The organism is Candidatus Poriferisocius sp. (genome assembly GCF_965219815.1).
Taxonomy (GTDB): Bacteria; Actinomycetota; Acidimicrobiia; order Acidimicrobiales; family Bin134; genus Poriferisocius.
On record NZ_OZ244791.1, the window covers coordinates 2,262,100 to 2,288,405 of the forward strand.

Below are 26,306 nucleotides of genomic sequence, written 5' to 3' on the forward strand. Positions count from 1 at the left end.
AAATCCCCCAGTTGCCTTTCTAGGGCCAGGTCGTCCCTCGGCGGAGGCAAGTGGCTTTCCTCAAGTAGTTTGCCGGTCAACTCTTCAAAGGTCGGCAAGCATGACGGCGGATCTACCGATGCGCCCGCGCCGACGAACATCACCAGACTGCCTTCCGCATGGGCTGAGACCAGTTCTGGAGGCAGTTCGACCCCGACATCATCTCCGAGCCCAAACCACATTGAGGCAATTTTACCGGGCTATGCGACACATTCGGCCTGGCTCTGACTTCCAGCGCCCGCAAGCAAGCAGATCGGCCGGTGAAGAGGTTTTTTGCTGTTTTTCCTGGTTAAGAGGTGTTTTTCGGGGGGTAAGTGTCACCGCCGTCGGTAGAATACATCCATGGAGTTTTCGCCTTCTTCGAACTCGGAGACCGGGACCGCCGGTGGCGGTTGCGGGGCTGCGGTGTGCGTTGATCGCGTGGATGTGGCCGGGTTGTCTGATGTCGGTTTGCGCAAGCGGTTGGGGCTTTTGGGAGAGGCTGAGTCGCAGTTGGAGGCGTTGAAGGCCCAGACAGTGGCGGAGATGGCTCGCCGCCATGACACCGCCGGGGCCAAGAAGATGGCCCGTGAGGTGCTGCGGTCGTCTCCCTCCAAAGCCCACCATGACGTGAAGGCGGCTGAGCGGCTGGCCGGTTTGGCCGCGACTTGTGAGGCTTTGGCTTCGGGTGAGGTGCCTGCGGATCATGCGCGGCTGATCGCTCGGGCGTCTTCTGAGGGGCCGATTGACGAACGAGAGCTGGTGGAGGCGGCCAAGACCCAGACCTATGACGAGTTGGCCAAAACCGTCAAGCGCCAGCAGCACGAGTTGTCGGGTGACGATGGGCAGTCGATCCACGACCGGCGAAAGCAGAAGCGCTCGGCCCGCCTGTTCCAGAACGGCGACAGCGGCATGTATGTGCTGAACGCCGAGCTCGACCCAGTCACCGGCAGCCACATCGCCGGTGCGCTGGCTGACAAGGAGCGGGAGTTGTGGCGAGCGGAGGACCCCAAGGCAAGGCGCACCCACACCCAGCGCGCTGCTGACGCGCTGGCCGAGCTCATCTTGCATCCCGAAAAGGGCAGGGCCGCCGGCATCGCTCTGGTCTTGGTGGCCGACTACGACGCCACCCTCAGAGAATTGACCAACACCCGCATCTCCGACGGGACCCCGCTCCCCGCCGAGGAACTGGTCAAGCTGGCATGCGCAGCCGACATCTTCCCTGCGGTGTTCAACGCCAGAACCCAGGACTTGTGGCTGGGACGGAGGCGCCGTTGCGCATCAGACGCCCAGAGAATCGCGCTGATGGTGCGCGACAAAGCGTGCGTGGGCTGCGGATCGGACGCCAATCGCAGCTTTGCCCACCACATCCAACACTGGAAAAACGAAGGCAAAACCGACTACCCCAACCTGGTACTGGTGTGCAACGACTGCCATCACGACATCCACGACAACAACCACGAAGTTGCCCAAGACCCCAGAACTCTCAGGCACACAGTCCAACCCCCGCCAGAAGCATTCCCCGATACCGGAACTGCCACCTGGCAACCCGCCCAAACCAACCCCGTGCTAAGAAACTGATGGGCGGCGACTGCGCCCCGCTATCAGTGGATCACCCGGCAGCACAGTTGCCAGTCCGAGCTGACAGCCCCTTGTGGGTGGCCCACTCTAGCTTCGCAAGAGTCGAGCAGTGGCTGTTCTGGGCTAACAGCCTCTATGGACGTGACCGTACCCTATGAATGGGCGACTAGAGCATCGCCTTTATGCCCAGCGACGCGTAGCCTTGTTCCTCGAAGTTCTGCCGAAAAAGGTCTCGCAGCCGAACGGCGGCTTCGTCGTAGACGTCGGGATCGCTCCAAGTGTTCCGGGGGTTCAACACCTCATCGGGGACACCCGGGCACGAGACGGGGATTCGCAGCCCCAAGATGGGGAGCCTGACGGTGTCCACGGTGTCGAGGTCGCCGTTGAGGGCCGCGTTGAGCAGCGCCCGGGTGTGGGAGATGGACATGCGGTTCCCCACCCCGTAGGGCCCTCCCGACCAGCCGGTGTTAAGCAGGATGCAGCGGGCCGAGTGGGCATCCATGCGATGGGCCAGCAGCTCGGCGTACACCGATGGCTTGTGCGACATGAACGGCGCTCCGAAACAGGCGCTGAACGTGGCCTGCGGCTCCACCACGCCCACTTCCGTGCCGGCCAGCTTGGCGGTGAACCCCATCACGAAGTGGTACATAACCTCGTCCCGATCGAGTATCGACACCGGGGGGAGCACGCCGAAAGCATCGGCGGTCAACAGCACGATGGTGCGGGGGTGAGGCCCTTTGGCGCCGGGGGCCACGTGGGGGTTGCACGAGAGCGGATAAGCGAACCGGGTGTTCTCAGTGATGGAGTCGTCAGCGAGGTCGAGCTCTTGGGGGTCGGTGTCGGCCAGATCCCGGCCGGGCAGGGCGGGGACGTTCTCGATGAGGGTTCCCCCCCTCGACAACGCGGCGGCAATGATGGGCTCGGCCTCCTTGTCCAAGTCGATGAGCTTGGCGTAGCAGCCGTCCTCGAAGTTGGAGACTCCTGTCTCGGTCCACACATGCTCGTCGTCGCCGATCAGGCTGCGGTGGGGATCGGCTGACAACGTGGTCTTCCCGGTGCCCGACAAGCCGAACAGGATGGCGCTGTTGCCGCTGTCGTCCACGTTGGCCGAGCAGTGCATGGTGAGCTGCTTGGCGTCGGGCAACACGAAGTTCATCACCGTGAACATGGTCTTCTTGACCACTCCGCAGTAGTCGGCCCGCCCGAGAACCAGCCCCAGCCGGTTGCGCAGGTCCATGATGACCGCCCGGTCGGTGCGGGTGCCGTCGCGGTCGGGATCGCAGCGGAAGCTGGGGACGTTGATCATGGTCCAGCCCACGGCATCGCGGTCGGCGTCGTCACGCACGCCCTTGGGGAACATGATGTTGGCGAAGTAGGCGTGGGTGGCGTATTCGCTCACCAGCCGGTAGGGGATGGCGAACTCCGGATCCCAGCCGCAGAACACATCGGCGGTGTACAGCACAGCCTGCCGCTCGTTCAGATGGGCCAGCACTCGCTCCAGCAATCCCGAGTAGTGGTCGCCGTCCAGCTGGTTGAAGTCCGCCTTCCACCACACGTCGTCCACCAACTCGGGCCAGGCCACCGCAAAGGTGTCCTGAACGGGACGGCCGGTACACGTGGGATCGGAGTAGAAGATCAGCGGCCCGTCGGTGCCCAATGCGGTGGCGAACGCCTTCTGGTCGTGCTCGCCTCCATCGATGCGGGTGCGGCCCCGGTCTCCGGCGATGGCGGCGGCGAACAGCTCGTCTTGGGTCAGCCCGGCCCGGACGTCCACCGAGTCCAAGCCGAAGCGAGCGCCTAGCTGGTCGGCAACCGAAGGGCTCACGCGGGCTCCGGGTCGCCGGCGGCGGTGAGGAATGATGGGGTGCCCATGTCTACCTCTGAGCCCAACCGCAGACGGGTGGCTTGCCCTTCATCCAGATCGAACAGCACTCGCTGGCCTTGGCGCAGCATCCGGAACACCGATCCCTCTAGCGCATCGGCAGCCAAGTCGAACTCGGCCAGGTCGGTGTCTCGCACCACAACGCCAAGACCGGTTGCGGGATCGTATGCCTTGATCACACCCTGCACAGGGACTCTTTCTGACAGTGATCGGGGATTATGGCAGGGTAATGGCTGGTCCAGACGGTTCGCGAGTCGGGCAGGCTCGACTAGGTAGCATCGCGGAGCATGACGGCAAACCGGCTGGGCGCCGATGGATTGCGGGCGGCGATGGAGCGGTACCGAGACGTCCTGGGCATGCACCGGGACGTGATCAACCAGCTCAACGTTTACCCGGTTCCCGATGGCGATACCGGCACCAACATGGCGCTCACCCTGGAAACGGTGGTGGCCGAGGTGACCGGCGCTGGTGAGGGGATGGCCGAGGTGTGCCACGCCATCAGCCACGGATCGCTCATGGGGGCTCGGGGCAACTCTGGAGTGATCCTGTCGCAGATCTTGCGCGGCTTGGCCGACACGGTGGCCGCGGCCGGCCATATGGATCCCCCTGTACTGGCCGGTGCGCTGAAACAGGCTTCGGTCGCGGCCGACGAAGCGGTATCCACCCCGGTGGAGGGAACCATCCTGACTGTGGTGCGGGATGTGGCGACAGCCGCCTCCGAGGCGGTTGAGGTGGGCGTCGACGGTCTCGTCCAAATGGTGGAGGAATGCCAGCGGGCGGGGCGGGCCTCACTGGACCGCACTCCGGAGCTGTTGCCGCAACTCGCCCGGGCCAATGTGGTTGACGCCGGGGGAGCAGGGTTTCTGCTCTTTCTGGATGCGCTGATCACCGCGATGGACGGCCGGCCGCTGCCCGACCCGCCGCCGGTGGACCCAACCGCGGGGGTGGGCGCGGCGGTAGCCGGGGCCGATGACCCCCATGGTGCCGTAGACGAAGGCGACGGCACCCGCTATGAGGTCATGTTCTTCTTGGAGGCCGACGACGACCGCATCGGCGACTTCCGTTCCGCCTGGGAGGCCTTGGGTGATTCCATCGTGGTGGTGGGTGGTGATGGCTTGTGGAACTGCCACATCCACAGCAACGACATCGGGGCCAGCATCGAGGCGGGCATCGGCGTCGGTCGCCCGTTCGAAATTCGGGTGACTGATTTGTTCGAGCAGGTTGAACACATCGAGTCGATGGCTGAGGCCGAGATCGGCGGCACGGTCACCACGGTGGCCGGCGAGCCGGTGCGTACCGCGGTTGTTGCGGTATCGGTGGGAACAGGAGTGCGCCGAATCTTCGAATCACTGGGGGTCCGAGCGGTCATTGCCGGAGGCCAGACCATGAATCCCTCCACAGAGCATTTCATGCAGGCTGTCGAGCAGCTCGACGCTTCCGAGATCGTGTTGCTGCCCAACAACAAGAACATCGTGCCGGTGGCCGAGCGGGTGGACGAATGCACCGACGCCACCGTGCGAGTGGTGCCCACCCGGGGCATCGCCGAAGGCCTGGCCGCCTTGATGGCCTACGACCCGTCGGCCGATGCTGAACAGAATCTGTCGGCCATGGCCGAAGCCGCCGCCGACGTGGTGACCGGGGAGATTACGCAAGCGGTGCGCGACACCGAGAGCGAGCTGGGACCCATTGCCGCGGGCCAGTGGCTGGGACTGGATCGAAGCGGGCTGCGGGTGGTGGCCCCAAGCGCGGCTCAGGCGGCCACCGGGCTCTTGGACGAGCTCATCGATGACAGCCATGAGCTGGTCACGGTCATCTCCGGCGCCGATGCCACGACCGCGGAGGTCGACGAAGTGGCCGCTTGGCTGGCCGAGCGCCATCCCGCGGTGGAAGTGGAGATCCACGAGGGCAACCAGCCGCTCTATCCGTTCTATTTCGGGGTGGAGTGACCCTGTCATCGGTGGTCAGCTCTGACCAGGAGGTGGCCGATCGGCCTCCGCTGACGATGGCCGAATTCAAGGCCATGAACGTCGAAGTACTGAGCGGTGTGGGTCGAGCCAAAGCCAAGGCGCTGGCCGCGGTCGAGGTGGAATCGGTGCTGGATCTTCTGACCTATTACCCCCGTCGTTACATCGATCGGACGAACCGAGCCGCCATCTCCGACCTGGAAGACGGGGTGGAGGCCATGGTGATGGCCCGGGTGGACAGCGTGTTCTCCAAGAGGCTTCGAGGCAGCCGAACGATGGTCAGAGTGACGGTCAGCGATGACACTGGCCGTTTGGGTTTAATCTTCTTCAATCAGCCTTGGCGGGATCGCCAGTTGTCCGAGGGCCAAGAGGTGGTGGTGTTCGGGAAACTGGACCGGTATCGAGGTCAGAACCAGATGACCAATCCCATAGTCGATCTGGTGGGAGACGAGACCGGGCGCATCGTGCCGGTTTACCCCCAGTCGGGCAAAGCCGGACTCCAGACCCGCGAGATCAGGCGGTGGGTGGACGAGGCCTTGCGCCGATCCGAGCAGCGGGGGATCAGCGATCCGATTCCCGAGTCCCTGCGGAAGCATCACGGATTGATCGACCGCCACCAGGCCATCGACAGCATCCATCGCCCAGAGACCATGGATGTCCACTACGCCGCCCGGAATCGGCTGGTGTTCGACGAGCTGCTCCGGCTCCAGCTCAAGCTGATCATGCGCAAGCGGGCAGTGGAGCAGTCGGCCGTGGGCATCACTCATGACACCAGCGGAGAACTCGTAGATCGGTTCACCAGCTCGCTGGGGTTTCCCCTGACCAGCGCCCAGCGGCGGGTGATCGGCGAAGTGACAGCAGACTTGGCTCGCCCGGTGCCCATGCACCGCCTCTTGCAGGGAGATGTGGGGGCGGGCAAGACCGTGGTGGCAGTGGTAGCCATGCTCACCGCGGTGCAAGGCGGTCACCAAGGCGCGTTGATGGCACCTACCGAGGTGCTGGCCACTCAGCACTACTTGGGAGTTCGAACTCTGCTTGACGGGCTGGTGGTGCCCGCGTCCGATTCGCTGTTGGCCGATCGGCCCTTGCGGGTGGCGCTGCTTACCAATCAGACCGCGGGCGCCGAACGGACCCGCATCCAGGAGTCCCTGGCTTCAGGAGCAATTGACATCGTGATCGGCACCCACTCCCTCATTCAAGAAGGGGTGGACTTCTCCTCGCTTGGAGTGGTGGTGGTGGATGAGCAGCACCGGTTCGGAGTGGAACAACGGGCCGCGTTACGGGCCAAGGGCTCCCAAGAGGCGTCTCCCGATGTGCTGGTGATGACGGCGACCCCTATTCCCCGAACAGCGGCCATGACCGTGTACGGCGACCTGGACGTGTCCACGCTGGACGAGATGCCCCCGGGGCGAACCCCGATTGCCACCCGATGGGCCGGAACCGCGCCCGAGGAAGCCGAGGTGTGGGAGCAGGTCAGAGCCGAAGTCGGACAGGGCCGACAGGCCTATGTGGTGTGTCCGCTGATCGAGGAGTCCGACAGCATCGAAGCCCGGTCGGTTACCGAGACCTACGAGCGTCTTCAGGCCGATGAGCTGGCTGGACTGCGGGTTGGGCTGCTTCACGGCCGGCTCACCCCGGCGGAGAAGGAATCGGTAATGGATCTATTCCGAAGCGGGGGCATCGACGTGTTGGTGGCCACCACCGTGATCGAGGTGGGGGTGGATGTGCCCAACGCCACCATCATGGTGATTGTGGACGCCGATCGGTTCGGGATCGCGCAGCTTCACCAGCTCAGAGGTCGAGTTGGCCGGGGTATCCACGAGTCGTGGTGCTGCCTATTGGCTGCCGACGCAGTGGGGATTGCCGCTGAGCGGCTCCGGGCTCTGGTGGAGACCACCAACGGGTTCGAGCTGGCCGAAGCCGATTTGGAATTGCGGGGGGAGGGCACCATCTTGGGCGAGCGCCAAAAGGGCCGAAGCGACTTGCAGCTGGCCTCTTTGCGCCGGGACAAGGATTGGGTGGTGTGGGCTCGTCAAGCAGCCGGGGAGATGTTGGACGACGACCCCGACCTCCAACGGCATGCCGAGCTGCGCTCCGAGGTGGAGCTGTTGCTGGTGGACGACGACGCCGACTACCTGATGAAGAGCTGAGTTTTTGGGAGGCACCGTGTTGGAGATCGTGCGAATGGGGTTGGAGAGGAGGGATCAGATAACCGCGATCTGGGCCGATGCCTTCGAGCAGGACCCGCTGATGAAATGGGTGTTCCCCGATGACTCCGCCCGAGTGGGATGCCTACGACAGTGGTGGGGGTTCTTGCTAGACCGTCTTCCTGTCGGAGCAGAACTGCACGGCACTCGGACCGACGGCTGCGTCGCCTATTGGCAGCCGCCCCGAGACGGGGAGGCGCAATCCGCCGGCCGCGATGACGACTCCGAGGAGATGTCGGATTGGGCCGTGGAATTTGCTGCTTTGATGTCTGAGCTACTGGGCGATCTGGCCCCTTCTCGACTGGAGGCTCTGGGCAAGATGCACCAGGCTCGCCTGACTGAGCCCCACTGGTATTTGTCGGTGCTGGGCACGTCGTCCAGCCAGCAGAGCAAAGGCCTGGGCGGCAAGGTGCTGGCTCCGATGTTGAACCGCTGTGACCGAATCGGCGAGTTGGCTTATCTGGAGTCCACCAACCCGGCCAACGTGGGCTTCTATCGCCGCCACGGATTCGAGTCCATCGGCGAATTCACGGTGGGCGACGGGGTGCTCATCACTCCCATGGCCCGAGAACCCCGCCCCCCCGAGTAGCCATGACGCTGCGGATCATCGCCGGGGAGGCCAGGGGCCGTCGGTTGAGCACCCCAGAGGGCATAGACGTGCGTCCCTCTACCAGTCGGGTTCGCGAAGCCGTGTTCAATTCCTTGCACAGCATGGGATACCTGCAAGGTGCTGTTGTTCTGGACCTCTTTGCCGGATCAGGGGCTCTGGGATTGGAAGCCGTATCGAGGGGCGCGGCCTCGGCAACATTTGTGGAGTGTGCACCGGCGGCGTTGGCCGCGTTGCAGGCGAACATCGAGGCCACGGGGTTCGACGATCGCTGCCGAGTGGTGCCCGGCGATGTATGGGAGGAGCTTCCCCGACTCGGTGATGGCTATGACGTGGCCCTCTGCGATCCTCCCTATCAATTCGACGCCTGGCCAGAACTGCTGTCCCAGATTCCCGCCGATGTGGTGATGGCTGAGTCTGATCAGGCTGTGGTTCCAGGATCCGGCTGGGATGTCATCAAACAGCGCCGCTACGCGGGTACCGTTGTGGTGATTGCAAGCCAGCAATAGCAACGACAGACCCCAGGAGAACCCTTCGTGACGCGCGTCCTGTTTCCCGGATCGTTCGACCCGATACACAACGGGCACATGGAAATCGTGGAGACCGCGGCGCGTCTGTTCGAGGAGGTGATTGTGGCCGCAGTGCACAATCCGCAGAAGACTCCTCTGTTCGAGTTGGAAGAGCGTCAATCGATGTTGGATGAGTGCTTCGCCCACTTGCCAAATGTGCGGACCACCCTGTTCGCCAGCCTGGTGGTGGATCTGGCCCGAGAAGAAGGGGTCGACTTCATTGTGAAGGGCCTCAGAGCGGTTTCCGACTTCGAGAACGAGCTTCAGATGGCCCAGATGAACCAGGCCATCTCCGGGGTTCACACGCTGTTCATCCCCTCAGCCAGCAAGCATTCGTTCCTGGCATCCAAGCTCATCCGCGAGCTTGCTCGCTTCGGAGAACAAATCGACTCCATGGTCCCGCTTCCGGTGGCCAAGCAACTGATGGAGAGATATCGAGATGACTGACGTGGTTTCCTTCCGGTGGCCAAACGTTTGATCGAGAGGTACCAAGATGGCTGACATCGATCCCAATACATCTGCAACCCACCAGGCAGTGGCCGGGACGTTTGTGGATCCCGAGTTCGACTTGCTGCTGAGACGGGCAATTGAGCTGGTGGATACCGCCCGCCCCATGCCGCTGTCGGCTTCTTCCATGATCAACAAGGACGAAGTTCTCGAGCTGCTTCAGAGCTGCTTGAACCGTCTTCCCGAGGAGATGCGGGCAGCTCGTTGGCTGTTGAAGGAGCGTGAGGACTTTTTGAAGAGGGTCCACCGGGAGGGCGACGAGATCTTGGTGGCCGCCCGGTCGCAGGCTGAGGCCATGGTGCAGCGCACGGAGGTAGTCAAGGCGGCTGAACAACGGGCCCGGAGAATGGTAGAGGAGGCCGAGGCCACCGCCCGCAGACTGCGCTTGGAGACCGAGGACTATTGCGATACCAAATTGGGTAGTTTCGAAAACGCCCTCGAGCGCATCTTGAATACCGTCAAGGAAGCCCGGTCCCGGCTGCAAGGCGACCCGCTTGCCGACTTGGTTCGGGCCTACGATTCCGAACCGGAACCAGAGCCCGACGACGGCTTTTTCGATCAAGACACCGTGGGCTGAACCGCGGGAGGAGGCACCATGTCGAGGCAGCTGGTCGTGCCGGTGGCAGAATTGCTGCGCCGTCCCGGCTCGCAACGGGAGATCTCCCTCCAGGCCCACTTCGACGACCTGTCCAACTCCGACGCCGTGGTACACGGGCCGGTTGATCTCCACCTCCATCTGGAGTCGGCCATTAGCGGTTTGGAAGTGAGCGGCTCGCTTCATGCTGGATGGCGCGGGTCATGTCGGCGGTGTCTGGAGCCCATTGAGCAGACAGTGCAACAGGATCTGCGGGAGATGTACGCCACCGCCCCAACCGATGAAGAGACGTACCCGATTCATGACGGAGAGGTGGACCTGACGCCGATGGTGCGCGACTGCCTTGTTCTCGCTCTGCCCATCGCCCCACTCTGCTCGGACGACTGCCTCGGACCGGCCCCTGATGACTATCCGATGAACCAACCCGAGCCCACCGGCGATGATCGCCCCAAGGATCCCCGATGGGCTGCGTTAGACGCGCTGCAAACGGGCCAGTAGATTTATTAGTCGCATCAGCGCCGGTTTCATCCGCGGCGCGGCATTCTTTCTCCACACCTAGGACCGTTCGATGGCTGTACCCAAGAAGAAAACTTCCAAGGCCAAGGGCCGAAGCCGTCGGGCCGCGGCTTGGCGAGTATCGGCACCAGCGCAGAGCACGTGTCCCCGCTGTGGAGCGGTCAAGCGGCCGCACCGGGTGTGCGGGGTGTGCGGGTGGTACGCCGGCCGCGAAGCCATGGAAGTGGCCTGAGCCCTTCCATACCGCCAATTGGCCATATCGCAATTTGCCATGTCGCAATTTGCCAAATCGCAATATGAGAGGGTCCTTTGACATCGCTTCCCGTTGCCGTTGATGCAATGGGGGGCGACAATGCCCCTCAGTCGGTGTTGGCTGGTGTCCGAATCGCGGCTGAGCAGGGCATTCCCGTGTTGCTGGTGGGTCAACCCGAGCAATTGCCCGATGACGGCGAGTTCGAGGTGGTTCCCGCGTCGCAAGTGATCTCCATGGGGGCCGAAGCGGCGTCCAGCGTGCGAAAGATGAAGGACTCTTCTGTGGTGCGGGCAGCCGAGGCGGTTCGCGATGGCCGCGCCTCTGCCATGGTCAGCGGTGGCAATACCGGAGCGGCCATGGCGGCGTCCCTGTTGAGGATGGGGCGTATCCGGGGTGTGTCCCGTCCCGCTATTGCCACGCCGATCGTCGTTCCCGGCCGTGCTTGGCCAAACGTGATGCTGGATTCGGGTGCCAACACCGAGTGCAGCGCGGAGTGGCTGGTGCAGTTCGCCCAGATGGGTGCGGTGTACTGCCGCGACCGCTGGGGGGTTGCAGAGCCCCGAGTCGGGCTCTTGTCCAACGGGGAGGAGGCCGGCAAAGGATCGCCTTTGGTCAAGGAGGCCTTTGAGTTGTTGGAGGACAAAGCCTGGCAAGCCCGGACGGGTGCGGTGTTCGCCGGCAATGTCGAAGGACGGGACCTGCTGGAGGATCTGGTGGATGTGATCGTCACGGACGGTTTCACCGGGAACGTCGCCCTCAAGACCGCTGAGGGCGTGGCCAAGCAACTAATCAGCGCCCTGTTGGAGGCGTTCGACTCCTCTGACGAGGCCAGGCAGGGAGCCGAGATGCTGGCACCCGCGCTGACCCCGCTATACGACAAGTTCAACCCCGATTCGGTGGGTGGTGCCATCCTCCTCGGGGTGAGGGGTGTCACGATCATCAGCCATGGGGCGTCGTCCCCAAGGGCATTGGCCAATGCCATAGAAGTGGCCCATGAACTGGCCGAACGCGACACTGTGGGGTCATTGCGCCGGATTTTGTCCTCCGAATAGGGATTCCCTCAGTCCTTGGTGGGTAAGGAGAGGGACAAGCTGGCGTATACTTGTCGGGCGCCGAGTTGCTGAACCGCCCCGGAGATGCCGTGCCATCCGAAACCCATGTCGAACAGAGCCCGCTAGATCGCGACGGGGTTTTGACCCTCGTCACTGAATGCCTGGCCGACATCTTGGAGATTTCCCCGGACCGGATCACCGAAGGACAGGCATTTGCCGACGATCTCGACGCCGATTCACTTGCTCTCATCGAGCTCGTGGAAACCCTGGAAGAGGAGTTGAGCGAGAGGACTGTTGGCTTCAGCATCGATGACGAAGACCTGGAGGATCTCAAGACGGTGCGAGACGCCGTCGACTATGTCCACGGCCGCCTGAGCCGAAGCTCCTGACCGCTGAATCCGACATCGCTGCTCTAGCCGATCGCCTCGGCTACCAATTCGTCCGGCCCAGCTTGCTGGTCGAGGCGTTGACCCACCGATCCTGGTGTGCCGACCATTCCGGGACTTCTTCCAACGAGCGTCTGGAGTTCTTGGGTGATGCCGTTTTGGCTTTGGTGGTAACCGACCACATTTACACCGCCTACCCCGAAATGGCGGAAGGCCAACTGGCGCCGCTGCGAGCCGAGGTGGTCCGAGCCGAAGCCTTGGCCGATCTCGCGGTCGAGTTGCAGCTGGGGAAGGCCCTCCGCCTGGGTCGCGGTGAAGAGGCGTCCGGGGGGCGGGAAAAGCTGTCAATCCTCTCCGATGCCATGGAAGCGGTGATCGGCGCGGTCTATCTGGATGCCCCGTGGGAGAAACTGATCGAGTTGGTTCGGGGATGGCTGGATGATCGCATCGCCGCGGCATCTGAACGCCCGGGCATCAGGGATTTCAAGACGAGGTTGCAGGAGTACTGCGCCCGCAGCGGCCAAAATGCCCCGGAGTACCGTCTGACGGAGAAGGGCCCCGACCACGCCAAGCAGTTCCTCGCCGTTGTGCATGTGGGCGGCGAAGAACGAGGTCGAGGCCGAGGTCGGTCCAAGAAGCAAGCCGAGCAGGCCGCTGCTGCCTCGGCCTGGCAAACCCTGAACCATGATGAAGTGGCCGCCGTCTCTGGAGCAGCCCCGTGATCTCGGCAGGAGCAGAAGTGGTAGAAGGAGAAGGACTACGAGGAGTGATCCGATGATCGCACTACCCGAAATCGAGACCATTCGCCGCGACCTGGACAGAGAACTGTCTGGTCTTCGCATCAAGTCTGTGGAGGTCTTCGAAACCGGGCACGCCAAGCGGTCCGGAGGGGCAAAGAAGCTTGCGGCCCGGCTGGAGAAGATGAAGATCACCAATGTCCGCCGTCGGGGGCTGTACTTGATTATGGGTCTGGACAGCGAGGATGTGGTGGTTGCTCATCTGGGCAGTGGGGGCCAGCTCCGACGCCACGCCAACCGAGACAGCATTGAGCCCAATACCGCGGTGGCGATCACCTTCACCAAGAGCGGGCAGCTTCGACTGGTTGACGGAACTGGCGATGCCACGCTGTTCTTGGCCAATGCCGAAAAGCTGATTGAGGAAGTCCCCGAGTTGGGGGGACTGGGGATTGATCCCCTCGAACAGCCGGTGCCGTGGCGGATGTTCGGCGAGATCCTTTTGGCCCAAGACGCCAAGCTGAAAGCCGTGCTGACCGATGACCGCGTGGTGGTTGGACTGGGTGAGATGTATTCAGACGAGATCTTGTTCGCAGCTGGTTTGCGGTTCGACCGCCTGCCGAACTCCTTGGGACCTCAAGAGGTCAGGCGATTGCACCGGGCGATGGTGGAAACCTTGCACGATGCGGCCAAACACCGGGGAGCCACTTTGGAGGATGGCTTCTACGTGGACGTACACGGAAAGCCGGGCGGCTACGAGGAGTACCTCAACGTGTTCAAGCAGGCTGGCAAGGGCGGACGGCCCTGCCCCCGCTGTCATCGCCCGATCCAGAAGTACCGCTTCCGCCGCCGGTGGACGTACTACTGCGAGCAGTGCCAGATCTGACCCGACGCCTCCATTCAGCCAACTCGGCGTAGTTCCACAAATCGCGCCCTTCGGCTGGGTAGGGTCGCTTAGGTGTTCTTGAAGGCGCTGACGCTCAAGGGGTTCAAGTCATTCGCCGATCCGACCACGCTGGTATTCGAGCCCGGCGTGACGGTAATCGTCGGGCCCAACGGCAGCGGCAAATCCAACGTGGTCGACGCGGTGGCCTGGACTCTGGGGGCCCAAGCCCCGACGTCGGTGCGCTCGTCCAAGATGGAAGACGTCATCTTCGCGGGAACTGCCTCTCGAGCGGCGTTGGGTCGGGCGGAGGTGTCGATGAGCATCGACAACTCTTCACGCCTGCTGCCTATCGAATTCGAAGAGGTCACCATCACTCGGACCCTGTTCCGGAGTGGGGACAGCACGTATGCCATCAACGGAGTGCCCTGTCGGCTGCTCGACATTCAGGAACTGCTGAGCGACTCCGGCGTTGGCCGCCAACAGCACGTGATCGTCTCGCAGCACCAGATCGAGGGGGTTCTGAACGCCCGGCCTGAAGACCGTCGGGCTGTGATCGAGGAGGCGGCGGGCGTGTTGAAGTATCGCCGCCGCAAGGAGAAGTCGGAACGGCGGTTGGCCGCGTCTGAGGCCAACCTCACCCGGCTATCCGACGTGGTGCGCGAGATTCGACGCCAGTTGCGGCCGTTGGAGCGTCAAGCCGAGGCGGCCCGGCGGCACGGCGGCCTTCTGGCCGAACTGGGCGGCCTTCGCCGCCATCTTGCGGGACAGGAGATCGACCAGCTTCGCCGGCGGGTTCGCCAGCTGACTCAGGACCAGGCGGCCGATCGCCGCGAGATGGAGCAACTGGCGGTCCAGGTGGAGGCCGTAGACCGAGACTTGGCCGCGGCCGAAGCTCAATTGTCAGCGGCCGACGGGCAGGACATCAGCGACGCGCTGATGCGCTTCGAGGGGCTCACCGAACGGCTCCGAGGGATGGAGGCGCTTATGTCGGAGCGCCGCCTGCGCTTGCAGCGGGAGCGAAATGCCGGCGTGGACGAGGATGTGGTGGCCACATTGGAGGCCGAGTCAAACCGACTGGGCAGAGAGCTGCGCGAAGTTGAGGACGCCGCGGAGGCATTGGCACCCGATGAGGCCGTTGTGGCTGATGCCGAACAGCAGTTGGAACAGCTTCGTCTGTTGTTCGACGAGCGGTGGGGCGACCAGAACCTGCCGTTATCGGCACCGGATGCCCCTCGGATCAAAGGCGAGTTGAGAATCTTGGAGGCGTCGATCCAACGGGACCAAGCGGAATCAGACCGCCTGGGCCGGAACCTTGAGGAGTTGGAAGGACGTCAGCAGGCGTTGGTGGAGGAGCTGGACCGATGTTGGGCTGAGGCCACAAGCATCGAAGAGGCTGAGCAGTCCCAGCGACACGAGCTTGACGGTGCCGATCGGTTGGTAGACGAGGCCCGAGCGGTGAGCGAGCAACAGAGAGCCGCGCTCGCCGAAATAGTCGGAGAACGCCATGCGTGGGAGGCGCGACGGGAGGCCCTTTCCCTCGCCTTGGACGAGGCACGCGATCAGTCTGGTGCCCAGCGTTTGGCCGGCATCGATGGTGTGGTCGGCACGCTACTCGAGGTTGTCGACATTGATCGGGGGTGGGAGGCGGCCTTTGAAGCCGCGGCGGGCGAGGCGGTGGCCGCCGTGGTGGCCACCGATACCGAGGTCGCCATGCGAGCCATTGCCACCCTGGAAGCAGACAATGTGAGCGGGGCGGTCTTGGCCCTGAGCGGATCGGGCCCAGCCGCGGCGACCCCTGTGGTGGGGGTTCCCCTGCGCTCCCACGTGCATTCCTCGGTAGCGGGTATGGACCAGCTGCTCGACGCCTTGGTTGGCTCGGTTGGAGTGGTGGAGAGCAGCAAGCAGGCGGCTGCGGCGGCAATCGCCGATCCCTCCGCGGTGGTGGTAACCCGCCGGGGCGACCGGTTCTCCCCGTTGGGATGGCGAGTGGGCGTTCGGCGCTCAGGGGCCACCAGAGGGTTGCTGGAAGAAGCCGAGCAGTCTTTGGCGCGTGCATCTGAAGCGGAGGTCACCGCCAAGGAAGATCTGGTGGTTGTCGACCGCCGGCGAGAGGAGGCCGAAGAGCAGGCGGCCCAGGCTCGGCAAACGGCATTGAGCCAGTCGGAGGCTCTGGAGACTGCCCGGGGGCGGGCCGCCGCGGTGGAGCGGGAGCTGCGCGACGTGGAAGTGGGAATTGCTGCATTCGGTCCCCGTCGCCGCGAACTGGATGCCAGGATTGCCGAGGATCGACGTCGGGCTGGCGAGCTGCAAGAGGAACTGCCCGAACACGAGGCCAGGGAAGCCGAGCATCAGGCGCGTGTGGAGAGCATGAACCGAGAACGTGATGAGTTGTCTCACAAGTCCCAGACCGTGAGCACCCTTCGCTCTGATTACCGAATACGGGCCGCAGGGTTGGAAGAGCGGCGCCGCCTGTTATCGACACAGCGAGACGATATTGAGCGGCGGTTGAGCGAGATGGCTCAAGCTCGCGCCGAAGTTGCATCTCGACGGGAGGCCGTCGACTTGCGGTTGGCTGTCGTCGACCAACTCACAGACCTATTGGCTCGGAGGGTCCAAGAGGCAGACCACCAGCTTGGGGACCTTCGCCGCCGACGGGCCCAGGAATCAGAGGCGGCTCGGGCCGCGGCCCGGAGGCTTGAGGAGCTGCGAAGCCAGCGGGCCCAGGCCGAGGCTCGGCTGGGACAGTGCCAAGAACGAGACCGCAGCGCCGAGATTGAGTTGGCCGAGGCGGGGATCAGGCTGGAGGCGGCGGTCGACCGCTGCCGCCGGGAGCTGGACTGCGAACCCGGTGAGGCTGTGGCTGCGGAATGCCCTCCCCTCGAGCCGGGTGTTGCTCCCGCCGACCGGATCAGGGCACTGGAGCAGGAGCTGCGAATTATGGGGCCCGTGAACCCGTTGGCGTTGGAAGAGTACGAGTCACTCTCGGAGCGCTACGAGTTCACCCAGGGCCAGATTGACGACATTCGACAAAGCCGTCGAGAGCTCCGCAAGATCATTCGCAAGATCGACGAGGAGATCGTCAGCGTGTTCTCGTCGGCCTATGCCGATGTGGAGCGCAACTTCTCCGAGCTGTTCCAGACGCTGTTTCCCGGCGGCGAGGGCAAGCTGCGGCTCACCCAGCCCGACGCCCTGCTGGACACCGGGGTGGAGATCGAGGCCCGACCGTCGGGCAAGAACATCCGCCGCCTGAGCCTGCTTTCGGGAGGGGAGCGCTCGCTTACCGCGCTGGCCTTTCTATTCGCGGTGTTCCGCAGCCGTCCTTCGCCGTTCTATGTCATGGACGAAGTGGAGGCGGCTCTTGATGATGTCAATCTGCACCGCTTCCTTCAGCTCATCGACGAGTTCCGAGCTGATGCCCAGTTGCTGATAGTCAGCCATCAAAAGCGCACGATGGAAGCGGCCGATTGCCTCTACGGCGTTTCCATGAAGCCGGGGGGCAGCTCGAAGGTGCTTTCCGAAAAAGTGGTGGTAGCCTCGCAATCGAAGGTACTCCTCGAACAAGGCTGAGGACTCACCACTCAAGATGAGTAACGAGCCGCTGGAAACTCACCACACAAAATGAGCAACGAGCCCGACGATCCCCGGTCGGAGTGGGATCCCTTGGGGTGGGAACTGGAAGGCCCAGCCGAGCAGCCCAGAAACTTGCCAGCCCCCCGCACCGTGGAGGTGGTGTCCTGGGTGCCGGCAGGAGATCGGTCGAGCCAACCCCGCAATCCCGCAGTGGTCATGCTGGTGACGTCGGTGGTCTTGGCCGTATTTGGGCTGGTGGGCATCGGGATCGGTGTCGGCAGCGTCTTTTTCAATCAGGATGCCCCTCCTCCTGAGATCGTGGTGGTCTCCGGGCCGCAGGTGGTGAGTGCCTCACCACAGGAATCGCCACCGCTTCAGACACCGATGGTCGTGGCACCCTCCGACTCGCCGTCGTCCGGCGAACCCTCTGACTCGGGCCAATCGGAGGCTCCTTTGGTGCTCGGCGATCCGGTGGTGGCGGTGGCCCGTGCGGTCATTCCCTCGGTAGTGCTCATTGAGGTGAACGTGGATGCATTGGATCAAGAATCCCCAGCGCCTCCTGATCTTAACCCGGATAGCCCTGACCTTGAGTCGGAGATCCCCGAGGATGCTCCGACGTACGGACAGGGCTCGGGGATCATCTACGACGCGTCCGGCCTCATTCTCACCAACGCCCACGTTCTCGGTGAGGCCGAGACGGTGAGAGTTCAATTTGCCGACGGGGTCCGGGCGGAGGGCGTGGTGGTGGGCACAGCACCGGCCATTGATGTGGGTTTGGTGAGGGTCGATACCGACATGACGCTGACGCCCGCGGTCTTTGCCGACCGGTCAACCGTCGAAGTGGGACAGTTGGCCGTGGCAGTGGGAAGCCCGTTCGGATTGCAGCAATCGGTGACTTCCGGGATCGTGAGCGCGGTGGGGCGAGCGGTGAGAGAGGGAACCGGCGACAGTGCCTTTGTGGAGATGATCCAGACCGATGCACCCATAAACCGGGGCAATTCAGGGGGTGCCCTGGCCAATAGCAACGGTCAGGTCATCGGAATGAACACGCTTATCCAGACCGACGGTTCGTTTGGGAACATCGGGTTGGGGTTTGCCATCCCTTCTGACATCGCCCTCAACATCGCGCAGCGCATATTGAGCGGAGAGAGCACCGAACTGGGATATCTGGGCGTATACGGAACTGATCCGGAGATTGGCCTTCCCGGTGCCCTGGTGGTGGAAGTGTCGCCCGACACTCCCGCCGAGCAAGCCGGGTTGATGGCTGGGGATTTGATCGTGCTGATCGACGGTGAGGTGGTTTCAACGTTCACCGAGTTGGCGGCCAAGGTTCAGTTCCGCGTTCCGGGAACGGAAGTGGAGCTGGAGGTGGTCCGCGACGGCGAGCACATCAATCTCACCGTGGTCATCGGCTCTCGGCCATCCTTCGAAGAGCCCGACGAGGAGTAAGGGTACGGGTGGGACTTCGGGATCGGTTGACCACCGCTCGGGGGACGTTTTCGGGATTCTTGACTTCGGTGGTCTCCCGAGGGATAGACGACGACACTTGGGAGGAGTTGGAGGACGCGTTGATCCTGGCCGACACCGGTGTTGGCACCACCACTGCACTGCTGGATCGGCTGAAAGAGCAGGCCAAAGCCGAGAAGATCACCGATCCTGAGGAGCTCGTGGCCCTGCTCAAGGCCCAGATGGCCGAGAGCTTGGGGGGCCATGATCTCGAGTTGGGCACCGATGGCAGCCCCGCGGTGTGGTTGTTTGTGGGAGTGAACGGAGTGGGCAAGACCACAACCATCGGCAAGTTGGCAGCTCGAGAGGCACAAAGCGGTCGCAGCGCGGTGCTTGCCGCCGGCGACACGTTCCGAGCGGCGGCCGCCGAGCAGCTGGGCCTGTGGGCCGACCGGTCGGGTGCTCAACTGGTGAGGGGAGCGGAGGGGGCTGATCCCAGCTCGGTTATCTTTGACGCCATCGAACACGCCTCGGCGGCCGGAGTGCCGCTGGTTCTGGCCGATACAGCTGGCCGTCTCCACACCCGCACCAACTTGATGGAGGAACTGTCCAAGATCTACCGAGTGGCCGGCAAGGGGCCGGGAACGGTTACCGAGGTGCTGTTGGTGATCGACGCCAGCACCGGTCAGAACGGTCTAGCCCAGGCTCGCCGCTTCACCGAGTCGGCTGAGCTGACCGGCGTTGTGCTCACGAAGCTCGACGGGTCGGCCAAGGGCGGCATCGTTTTGGCGGTTCAAGACGAATTGGAGATCCCGGTGAAGCTGGTCGGTCTGGGGGAGGGAATCGACGATTTGGTGGAATTCGACGCCGACGAGTTTGTCGAGGCCCTGTTCTCCTAGTCTGGGCAGCCCATGTTCGACACGCTGAGCAACCGGTTCGAGGGCATATTCAAGCGCATGCGGGGTCTGGGGACCCTGCGGGAGAGTGATGTCGACGAGGTGCTGCGCGAGATCCGCTTGGCTCTGTTGGACGCCGATGTCAACCTCCATGTGGTCCGCGGCTTCCAAGACCGGGTCCGCGAGCGGTGCGTGGGGGCCGAGGTTCACAAGGCCCTCAACCCGGTTCAGCAGGTGATCAAGTTCGTCCATGAGGAGCTGATCGCTGCCTTGGGTGGTGAGACGCTGGAGATCTCCCATCCGGCCAAACCCCCCACGGTGGTGCTGTTGGCCGGACTTCAGGGTTCGGGCAAGACCACCAACGCGGCCAAACTGGCCTCCTGGTTCAAACAGCAGGGCCGCAACCCCATGTTGGTGGGGGCCGACTTGCAGCGGCCTGCCGCGGTTGAGCAGCTCCGCACCCTGGGCGCTTCCATCGAGGTTCCGGTGTACAGCGAGCCCTCCGATCCGATTGCTGTGGCCCGGCAAGGTGTGGCTGAGGCCGTGGCTTCCAGCCGGGACGTGGTGATCTGCGACACCGCCGGTCGACTGGCCATCGATGACGAGATGATGGACCAGATCGGGCGGATATCCGACGCCATCGATCCTCACTACACCTTCCTCGTGGTCGACGCCATGACCGGCCAGGACGCGGTGGCTACTGCCGAGTCGTTCCACGCTGCTCTTGAGCTCGACGGGGTGATCCTCACCAAAGTGGACGGCGACGCTCGCGGCGGTGCGGCGCTGTCGGTGAAGGAAGTAGTCGGCCGGCCCATCGCCTTCTCCTCCACTGGCGAGAAGATCGACGAGTTCGAGCTGTTCCATCCCGACCGGGTGGCCAGCCGGATTCTCGGCATGGGCGATGTGCTCACCCTGGTCGAGAAGGCCCAACAGGTATATGAGGAGGCCGAAGCCGAGACGGCTGCCGCCAAACTGCTGGAGGGAGAGTTCACCCTGGAGGACTTCTTGGAGCAGATGCGCCAGCTCAAGAAAATGGGCTCGCTCCAGAATCTGGTGGGGATGCTTCCCGGTGCGCCCCAGGAATTGCGCAAAGCCGAGATCGAGGATGATCGAATCGCCCAAGTTGAAGCCATCATCTGCTCGATGACCCCTGAGGAGCGGGCCGCGCCCCGGATGATCGACGGTTCACGCCGTCAGAGGATCGCCGCTGGTTCAGGTACCCGCCCCTCGGAGGTCTCCCAGCTCTTGCGGCAGTTCAGCGAGGTGCAGCGGATGATGAAGCGGATGGGGAACAAAGGCCCCGGTTCGGGCCGAAATAAGCCCAAGAAGGGCCGAAAGGGGAGTCGCGTGACGCCTCCGGGCGGCCAGCAGAAGAAGACGGGCAAGTCCAAGTTGACCTTACCGGGCTTGGAAGACGGGGAATTCGATCTCTCCTCCCTGAGGTAGCCCATAGAGATTTTCGGCGGGTAGAGTTTTCCCATTCCGGCGGTCGGCGCCGGTTCGTGCTTGCACTGGCACTGATGACGGGACGATCGGGCTCAGGACGCCCAATGGACCCAGGAAGACAGAAGGGCTGACCGACTTGTGGCAGTAAGACTCCGGCTGATGCGGATGGGCAAGAAGAAGCAGCCCACGTACCGTGTGGTGGCCGCCGATTCCCGCAAAGCCCGCAATGGGCGATTTATCGAGATTGTGGGCACCTATAACCCCCGCCAAGAGCCGTCCTTGGTTGAGATCGACAATGAGCGGGCATTGCACTGGCTTCGCCATGGCGCTCAACCCAGCGAGCGAGTGCAGAAGCTGCTGGTCATCTCCGGCGCGTGGGAAGAGTTCACCGGTGAAGCCGGACCGGCGAAGGTTGTTCCCACGACAGTGACGAAGGCCGCATCGGCGGAGGATTCTGAAGCTGCACCCGCTGAAGCCGAGCCCGCTGAAGCCGAGCCCGCTGAGGCTGCATCAGAGGTCGAGCCAGTTGAGGCAGCTGAGGATTCTGAGACCGAATCGGTGGATGCAGATGACACTGCATCGGAGGCCGAATCAGCCGAAGACTCTGAACAGGACGACGAAAAAGCCGAGGACGGTGAATTGTGAGCGACACCGACTTTGGTGCCGAAGACCAGGACTACGAGGACGACGACTTCCGCGACGATTACGAGGATGACGATTTCGATGACGATGGCGACATCAACACCATCGAAGTCCCCACTGCTCGAACCGTTCTGGAATTCCTGGTCAAGTCGGTGGTGGAGAACCCCGACGATGTTGAAGTGGAAGTAGTCGAACGACAGGGTTCGGTCTCGTTGGAGGTCACGGTGGCCGAGGGGGACATGGGCCGGGTCATCGGCCGCAGAGGCCGGGTGGCCAACTCCATTCGAACCATCGTGCGGGCCGCGGCCAGTAAAGATGGCAGTTCCATCGACGTCGAGTTCGTCGACTGATCAACCTGAGGCGCCCCTTCTGCTGGAGATCGGCCGCGTCGACCGGGCTCATGGAATCCGGGGAGAGGTCGTGGTCACGTTGTGGACCAACCGCCTTGAGCGATTGGAAGTCGGGGCCGTGCTCTGCGCTGACTCCGGTGAGCTCACCGTGGCAGAGGCCCGGCCCTTCCAGCAGCGCTGGATTGTGCAGTTCTCCGAGATCAGCGACCGGAGTACCGCTGAGACCTTGCGAGGCCTACTGCTGAAGGCGGAGCCCATATCCGATCCCGATGAGCTGTGGGTCCATGAGCTGATTGGCCTGACAGTGTGCGAAACCGACGGTACAGAGCGAGGCCGGGTTGAAGCAGTGCAAGCCAACCCGGCCAGCGACCTGCTGGTTTTGGAGTCCGGTGCTTTGGTACCCCTCACCTTCTTGCTGGAGCAAACGGGAGATCGATTGATTGTGGATGGGCCAGACGGTTTGTTCGATGAGACATGAGAGTCGACGTTTTCACCATCTTCCCGTCAATGTTCGAGGTGTTCTTGGGCTACGGAGTGATCGGGAGGGCGGTGGGTCAGGGCCGGCTTGAAGTGCGTGTTCATGACCTCAGAGCGGGCGCGGGCGATCCCCACCGCTCGGTTGACGATTCCCCCTTCGGCGGCGGTGCGGGGATGGTGATGATGCCGGAGCCCCTGTTCAACTCGGTAGAGCAGGCCAGCCCGCCTAGACCTTTGTTCCTTCTGGGGCCTGCTGGACGGCAGTTTGACCAGGTCGTCGCCCAGGAGCTGGTCTCTGGGGGCGGTTTCTCGCTGCTATGTGGTCGCTATGAGGGGGTAGACCAGAGAGTTCGGGACCACCTTGTGGACGGGGAGCTGTCCTTGGGAGACTTCGTGCTGGCCGGCGGCGAGGTTGGGGCGATGGCGGTCATCGAGGCAGTGGGCCGGCTGATTCCCGGCGTTCTGGGCAACGAGATGTCGGCCGCTGACGAGTCGTTCAGCGATGGTCTGTTGGAGTACCCCCACTACACCCGGCCTGCTGAGTTTCGGGGCTGGACGGTGCCCGAAGTGCTGCGGTCGGGAGATCACGGTCGTGTGGACCGCTGGCGGAAAGCGCAGTCTCTGGCCCGAACGGTGGCAATGCGGCCAGACCTGATTGATGCCCGTGGTGGTTTGACCGACGCGGAGCAGGAGCTTTTGGAAGAGTTCGGCCTCGCTTGATCAAGGCGGGTATGATTTTTTCTTGCGCCCCAAAGCTTGAGATGGGCGCTGAAGTACTCACAAGAGGCGTGCCATGAATCCCACCGACATCGTCGATCGCGACACAAGACGCTCCGACATTCCCGAATTCAGTTCCGGCGACACAGTCAAAGTGCATGTCCGGGTGGTGGAGGGCAACCGCGAGCGGGTCCAGATATTCGAGGGAGTGGTCATCCGGCGACAGGGCAGCGGAATCCGGGAGACCTTCACCGTTCGAAAGGTGAGCTTCGGCGTGGGAGTGGAGCGCACATTCCCCGTTCACTCACCCATCATCGCCAAGATCGAGATCGGCACCCGGGGCGATGTGCGCCGGGCCAAGCTCTACTACCTGCGCGATCGCATCGGCCGGGCCGCCCGGGTCAAGGAGAAGCGCTTCTAGCATCCCTTCGATCCAACTGTCACACCTGCCTCCTAGCGTTGGGGCATGGCATACCGACAGGCGCTGGGTCGCTGGGGCGAAGACCGCGTGGCTCGATGGTATCGCCGCCATGGGTTCGAGGTTCTCGAGCGCAACTGGCGGTGTCGGCACGGAGAGTTGGATGTGATCGTGAGGCGGGGGCCGATTGTTGCCGTGTGCGAGGTCAAGACCCGGTCGTCGCTGGCCTTCGGCTCTCCCGCCGAGGCTGTCGGATGGCAGAAGCAGCGGCGGATACGCCGGTTGGCTGTCCAGTGGTTGTCCGAGCAGGAGCGCTCGGGACCGGTGCAGCTTCGATTCGACGTTGCCGAAGTAATGGGCCGCGAGCTGCGGGTGATCGAAGGGGCGTTCTAATCCAGCCTCATCCCAGCACGGCCCACAAAATCAGCCCGATGCAAACCAACAGGCCGACGGCCACATACCAGTAGTCGAACCGGGTGCGTCGCTGCTTTCGTGTGGGGTCGAAGCCCATGGCCCTCAGTATCGTCCCCAGGGTGGAAGACAGGGAAGTTCGTGGTTTCCGGTTGGCTGCACTATCGCTGTGCATTGTCATTGCCGCGGGCTGCGCGTCGGGCACTTCACCTGAAGTAGAGGCGGGGCCAGATGGAACTCCCGACCCTGTCTTGGTTGAGGGCCGTTCGGTGTACAGCGATCGCTGCTCGTCATGTCATGGCGCCTCTGGGGGTGGCACTCGCAATGGTCCGCGGTTGAGCGGAGGCCGGCTGTTGCAGGCGTATCCCGACCCTGGCGACGCGGTCGCAGTGGTGTCGGAGGGCCGCGATCGCATGCCCGCCTTCGGCGGGCTCTTGACTGCTGGCGAGATCCACGCGGTGCTCCGCTACATCAACGAAGTCCTCTGAGAGGTTTTCGACCCCTCGCCGCTGTCGAGAGGGAGCAGTTGTCACCCAAAGCCGGTATGGTCGTGGGAGCGCGTGTGGCCAGCGCTTCGGGCCACCTTCCCGGCACGAGGAATCGTCCTCGAGAAAGCACCGAATGTGCTTGCCACCATTCCCGCCTCTGTCCTCGCCGGAATCACCGGACATCCGGTTTCGGTGGAGGTCCATGTCTCAATGGGCCTCCCGACGTTCACCGTGGTGGGCCTGCCCGATGCCGCTTGTCGGGAGGCTCGTGATCGGGTTCGAGCTGCCCTGCTCTCCAGCGGGGTCAATTGGCCACCGGGGCGGATAACCGTCAACTTGGCCCCTTCGGGGATCCGCAAAGAAGGTCCTGGGCTTGATCTGGCCATCGCCATGGGGGTGCTGGTGGCCGATGAACAGCTTTCCGCTGAAAGCTTGGCCGACACGGCCTTCCTGGCCGAACTGGGGCTCGATGGCCGGCTTCGAGCGGTACCCGGGGTACTGCCCCAAGTTCGCTGTTTGAATGCTGCCGAAGTGGTAGTCGCTCCCGAGAGCGCCGCAGAGGCTGCCTTGGCCAAAGGTCCGGTAATCCGGGCGCCGGCCACCCTTAGCGAGCTCATCTCGGCAATCCGAGGAGAAGAAGCATGGCCTGATCCACCCGAGCCGGGGTCGGCGAATCCGCTGGATGAAATCGCGGACCTGGCTGACGTGAGAGGTCAGCACATGGCGCGCTTGGGCTTGGAAGTGGCCGCGGCGGGCGGACATCACCTGTTGATGATCGGTCCTCCGGGCGCAGGCAAGACGATGTTGGCCCGGCGGCTTCCCGGACTTCTGCCGCCGTTAGACGAGGCCACTGCCATCGAAGCCACCATGGTGCACTCGGCCGTCGGATTGAACCTGCCCTCCTCGGGGCTGATACGGCGAGCTCCCTGGCAAGCGCCCCATCACTCTGCTTCGATGATCGCCTTGGTAGGGGGCGGGAGCAGGATGCTTCGCCCCGGTGCCATCAGCTGCGCCCATGGCGGCGTGCTGTTCTTGGACGAGATGGGAGAGTTCGGTCCCCAGGCCCTGGATGCGCTGCGCCAGCCTCTCGAAGAAGGGGTCATCCGAGTCAACCGCGCCGCGGCGGTGGCGTCGTTTCCCGCTCGATTCCTACTGGTGGGGGCGATGAACCCGTGCCCGTGCGGGGAACTGGGACAGCCCGGCATGTGCCGGTGTACGCCCCTGGCCCGATTGCGCTATGCCCGGCGGTTGAGCGGGCCGTTGCTGGACCGCTTCGACCTGAGAATCCATGTCGGCCGGCCGGAGGTCAGCGACCTGTTCGACGCGCCGCCAGGGGAGTCTTCGGCCGAGGTGAGGGCCAGGGTGGACCGGGTCCGAGCGGTTGCGCGCGACCGCGGGGTGGCGTCCAACAGCGAATTGCCCGACGACGCCTTGGAAGAGTTCGCTCCGCTCGACCCAGAGGCCAAAAGCCTGTTCAGCCACGCCATCGCAGATGGCCGTCTCACCGCTCGAGGGTTCCAGCGGGTCCGGCGGGTCGCCCTGACTATGGCCGACTTGGCTGGGCAGGCACCCCCCCTCACTGGGGGCATCGTGGCGCAGGCGTTGTTCATGCGCACCGAACCGGTCACCGTGGCCCACGATCCCTGGAGTCTTGCCAATGCCCGGTGACCGAGCCTTGTCGAGCATTG

27 protein-coding genes are annotated in these 26,306 nt (G+C 63.6%); 25 read left to right on the forward strand and 2 right to left on the reverse strand.

What is annotated here, in order from left to right; genetic code table 11:
• The first annotated feature begins 381 nt into the window (after positions 1-381).
• Entirely contained in the window at positions 382-1,599 is a 1,218-nt protein-coding gene (locus tag ACOQPI_RS10835; RefSeq protein WP_420619655.1) for a DUF222 domain-containing protein, read from the forward strand.
• Positions 1,600-1,765: 166 nt separating this feature from the next.
• Here ACOQPI_RS10835 and ACOQPI_RS10840 read toward each other — a convergent pair whose 3' ends face one another.
• Positions 1,766-3,424, reverse strand: a complete 1,659-nt coding sequence (locus ACOQPI_RS10840; RefSeq protein WP_420619656.1) for a phosphoenolpyruvate carboxykinase (ATP) — start codon at positions 3,422-3,424, stop codon at positions 1,766-1,768.
• Positions 3,421-3,660 carry a hypothetical protein gene (locus tag ACOQPI_RS10845; protein WP_420619657.1) on the reverse strand — a complete coding sequence of 80 codons (240 nt, stop codon included), beginning with the start codon at positions 3,658-3,660 and terminating at the stop codon, positions 3,421-3,423. Before ACOQPI_RS10845 ends, ACOQPI_RS10840 begins: the two co-directional genes overlap by 4 nt.
• 108 nt (positions 3,661-3,768) lie before the next feature.
• Here ACOQPI_RS10845 and ACOQPI_RS10850 point away from each other — a divergent pair, with 108 nt between their 5' ends.
• The 24 genes from ACOQPI_RS10850 (at position 3,769) to ACOQPI_RS10965 (ending at position 26,286) form a co-directional block, all read left to right on the forward strand.
• On the forward strand, positions 3,769-5,427 hold the full coding sequence (locus tag ACOQPI_RS10850) for a DAK2 domain-containing protein (RefSeq protein WP_420619658.1): 1,659 nt from the start codon (positions 3,769-3,771) through the stop codon (positions 5,425-5,427).
• Positions 5,424-7,595 (forward strand): ATP-dependent DNA helicase RecG, encoded by a 2,172-nt coding sequence (recG, locus tag ACOQPI_RS10855; protein WP_420619659.1) that lies wholly within the window; start codon positions 5,424-5,426, stop codon positions 7,593-7,595. The genes ACOQPI_RS10850 and recG overlap by 4 nt, the downstream gene beginning before the upstream one ends.
• 16 nt (positions 7,596-7,611) lie before the next feature.
• Positions 7,612-8,241 carry a GNAT family N-acetyltransferase gene (locus ACOQPI_RS10860; RefSeq protein ID WP_420619660.1) on the forward strand — a complete coding sequence of 210 codons (630 nt, stop codon included), beginning with the start codon at positions 7,612-7,614 and terminating at the stop codon, positions 8,239-8,241.
• A 2-nt stretch (positions 8,242-8,243) separates the two neighbouring features.
• Positions 8,244-8,768, forward strand: coding sequence for an RsmD family RNA methyltransferase (locus ACOQPI_RS10865; protein ID WP_420619661.1), 525 nt, complete (start codon positions 8,244-8,246; stop codon positions 8,766-8,768).
• A 27-nt stretch (positions 8,769-8,795) separates the two neighbouring features.
• Positions 8,796-9,275 carry a pantetheine-phosphate adenylyltransferase gene (coaD, locus tag ACOQPI_RS10870; protein WP_420619662.1) on the forward strand — a complete coding sequence of 160 codons (480 nt, stop codon included), beginning with the start codon at positions 8,796-8,798 and terminating at the stop codon, positions 9,273-9,275.
• Positions 9,276-9,321: 46 nt separating this feature from the next.
• Positions 9,322-9,912, forward strand: a complete 591-nt coding sequence (locus ACOQPI_RS10875; RefSeq protein ID WP_420619663.1) for a hypothetical protein — start codon at positions 9,322-9,324, stop codon at positions 9,910-9,912.
• Positions 9,913-9,930: 18 nt separating this feature from the next.
• Complete coding sequence (locus ACOQPI_RS10880) at positions 9,931-10,428, forward strand: YceD family protein (protein ID WP_420619664.1); 498 nt, start codon at positions 9,931-9,933, stop codon at positions 10,426-10,428.
• Positions 10,429-10,498: 70 nt separating this feature from the next.
• The gene (gene rpmF, locus ACOQPI_RS10885) at positions 10,499-10,678 is read left to right on the forward strand and encodes a 50S ribosomal protein L32 (RefSeq protein ID WP_420619665.1); all 180 of its coding nucleotides are present in this window, start codon (positions 10,499-10,501) and stop codon (positions 10,676-10,678) included.
• A 77-nt stretch (positions 10,679-10,755) separates the two neighbouring features.
• Positions 10,756-11,751 carry a phosphate acyltransferase PlsX gene (gene plsX, locus ACOQPI_RS10890; RefSeq protein ID WP_420619666.1) on the forward strand — a complete coding sequence of 332 codons (996 nt, stop codon included), beginning with the start codon at positions 10,756-10,758 and terminating at the stop codon, positions 11,749-11,751.
• An 89-nt stretch (positions 11,752-11,840) separates the two neighbouring features.
• Positions 11,841-12,140, forward strand: coding sequence for a phosphopantetheine-binding protein (locus ACOQPI_RS10895; RefSeq protein WP_419848389.1), 300 nt, complete (start codon positions 11,841-11,843; stop codon positions 12,138-12,140).
• A gap of 14 nt (positions 12,141-12,154) precedes the next feature.
• Positions 12,155-12,859, forward strand: coding sequence for a ribonuclease III (gene rnc / locus ACOQPI_RS10900; RefSeq protein ID WP_420621026.1), 705 nt, complete (start codon positions 12,155-12,157; stop codon positions 12,857-12,859).
• Positions 12,860-12,911: 52 nt separating this feature from the next.
• A complete protein-coding gene (locus ACOQPI_RS10905; protein WP_420619667.1) occupies positions 12,912-13,757 on the forward strand; it encodes an Fpg/Nei family DNA glycosylase in 846 nt (281 codons plus the stop codon).
• Positions 13,758-13,829: 72 nt separating this feature from the next.
• The gene (gene smc / locus ACOQPI_RS10910) at positions 13,830-17,324 is read left to right on the forward strand and encodes a chromosome segregation protein SMC (protein WP_420619668.1); all 3,495 of its coding nucleotides are present in this window, start codon (positions 13,830-13,832) and stop codon (positions 17,322-17,324) included.
• Between the two features lie 51 nt (positions 17,325-17,375).
• Positions 17,376-18,776 (forward strand): trypsin-like peptidase domain-containing protein, encoded by a 1,401-nt coding sequence (locus ACOQPI_RS10915; RefSeq protein WP_420619669.1) that lies wholly within the window; start codon positions 17,376-17,378, stop codon positions 18,774-18,776.
• An 8-nt stretch (positions 18,777-18,784) separates the two neighbouring features.
• Entirely contained in the window at positions 18,785-19,672 is an 888-nt protein-coding gene (ftsY, locus tag ACOQPI_RS10920; RefSeq protein ID WP_420619670.1) for a signal recognition particle-docking protein FtsY, read from the forward strand.
• Positions 19,673-19,684: 12 nt separating this feature from the next.
• Positions 19,685-21,115 (forward strand): signal recognition particle protein, encoded by a 1,431-nt coding sequence (gene ffh, locus ACOQPI_RS10925; RefSeq protein WP_420619671.1) that lies wholly within the window; start codon positions 19,685-19,687, stop codon positions 21,113-21,115.
• Between the two features lie 138 nt (positions 21,116-21,253).
• Positions 21,254-21,760 (forward strand): 30S ribosomal protein S16, encoded by a 507-nt coding sequence (gene rpsP, locus ACOQPI_RS10930; RefSeq protein WP_420619672.1) that lies wholly within the window; start codon positions 21,254-21,256, stop codon positions 21,758-21,760.
• A complete protein-coding gene (locus ACOQPI_RS10935; protein WP_420619673.1) occupies positions 21,757-22,107 on the forward strand; it encodes a KH domain-containing protein in 351 nt (116 codons plus the stop codon). Before rpsP ends, ACOQPI_RS10935 begins: the two co-directional genes overlap by 4 nt.
• Positions 22,073-22,585 (forward strand): ribosome maturation factor RimM, encoded by a 513-nt coding sequence (gene rimM / locus ACOQPI_RS10940; protein ID WP_420619674.1) that lies wholly within the window; start codon positions 22,073-22,075, stop codon positions 22,583-22,585. The genes ACOQPI_RS10935 and rimM overlap by 35 nt, the downstream gene beginning before the upstream one ends.
• Entirely contained in the window at positions 22,582-23,304 is a 723-nt protein-coding gene (gene trmD / locus ACOQPI_RS10945; RefSeq protein WP_420619675.1) for a tRNA (guanosine(37)-N1)-methyltransferase TrmD, read from the forward strand. Before rimM ends, trmD begins: the two co-directional genes overlap by 4 nt.
• Positions 23,305-23,377: 73 nt before the next feature.
• The gene (rplS, locus tag ACOQPI_RS10950; RefSeq protein WP_420619676.1) at positions 23,378-23,722 is read left to right on the forward strand and encodes a 50S ribosomal protein L19; all 345 of its coding nucleotides are present in this window, start codon (positions 23,378-23,380) and stop codon (positions 23,720-23,722) included.
• Between the two features lie 45 nt (positions 23,723-23,767).
• Positions 23,768-24,112: a YraN family protein gene (locus tag ACOQPI_RS10955; RefSeq protein WP_420619677.1), complete on the forward strand. Its 345-nt coding sequence runs from the start codon at positions 23,768-23,770 to the stop codon at positions 24,110-24,112.
• A gap of 116 nt (positions 24,113-24,228) precedes the next feature.
• Positions 24,229-24,618 carry a c-type cytochrome gene (locus tag ACOQPI_RS10960; protein WP_420619678.1) on the forward strand — a complete coding sequence of 130 codons (390 nt, stop codon included), beginning with the start codon at positions 24,229-24,231 and terminating at the stop codon, positions 24,616-24,618.
• Between the two features lie 135 nt (positions 24,619-24,753).
• Positions 24,754-26,286 (forward strand): YifB family Mg chelatase-like AAA ATPase, encoded by a 1,533-nt coding sequence (locus ACOQPI_RS10965; RefSeq protein WP_420619679.1) that lies wholly within the window; start codon positions 24,754-24,756, stop codon positions 26,284-26,286.
• Positions 26,287-26,306: the final 20 nt, after the last annotated feature.

Excerpts from the sequence above, each read along its gene's own strand:
- ACOQPI_RS10835 (WP_420619655.1), top strand. The coding sequence starts at position 382 with ATGGAGTTTTCGCCTTCTTCGAACTCGGAGACCGGGACCGCCGGTGGC.
- ACOQPI_RS10850 (WP_420619658.1), top strand. The coding sequence starts at position 3,769 with ATGACGGCAAACCGGCTGGGCGCCGATGGATTGCGGGCGGCGATGGAG.
- ACOQPI_RS10865 (WP_420619661.1), top strand. The coding sequence starts at position 8,244 with ATGACGCTGCGGATCATCGCCGGGGAGGCCAGGGGCCGTCGGTTGAGC.
- ACOQPI_RS10875 (WP_420619663.1), top strand. The coding sequence starts at position 9,322 with ATGGCTGACATCGATCCCAATACATCTGCAACCCACCAGGCAGTGGCC.
- ACOQPI_RS10880 (WP_420619664.1), top strand. The coding sequence starts at position 9,931 with ATGTCGAGGCAGCTGGTCGTGCCGGTGGCAGAATTGCTGCGCCGTCCC.
- rpmF (WP_420619665.1), top strand. The coding sequence starts at position 10,499 with ATGGCTGTACCCAAGAAGAAAACTTCCAAGGCCAAGGGCCGAAGCCGT.
- ACOQPI_RS10905 (WP_420619667.1), top strand. The coding sequence starts at position 12,912 with ATGATCGCACTACCCGAAATCGAGACCATTCGCCGCGACCTGGACAGA.
- ACOQPI_RS10915 (WP_420619669.1), top strand. The coding sequence starts at position 17,376 with ATGAGCAACGAGCCCGACGATCCCCGGTCGGAGTGGGATCCCTTGGGG.
- ffh (WP_420619671.1), top strand. The coding sequence starts at position 19,685 with ATGTTCGACACGCTGAGCAACCGGTTCGAGGGCATATTCAAGCGCATG.
- rimM (WP_420619674.1), top strand. The coding sequence starts at position 22,073 with ATGGCAGTTCCATCGACGTCGAGTTCGTCGACTGATCAACCTGAGGCG.
- trmD (WP_420619675.1), top strand. The coding sequence starts at position 22,582 with ATGAGAGTCGACGTTTTCACCATCTTCCCGTCAATGTTCGAGGTGTTC.
- rplS (WP_420619676.1), top strand. The coding sequence starts at position 23,378 with ATGAATCCCACCGACATCGTCGATCGCGACACAAGACGCTCCGACATT.
- ACOQPI_RS10955 (WP_420619677.1), top strand. The coding sequence starts at position 23,768 with ATGGCATACCGACAGGCGCTGGGTCGCTGGGGCGAAGACCGCGTGGCT.
- ACOQPI_RS10960 (WP_420619678.1), top strand. The coding sequence starts at position 24,229 with ATGGCCCTCAGTATCGTCCCCAGGGTGGAAGACAGGGAAGTTCGTGGT.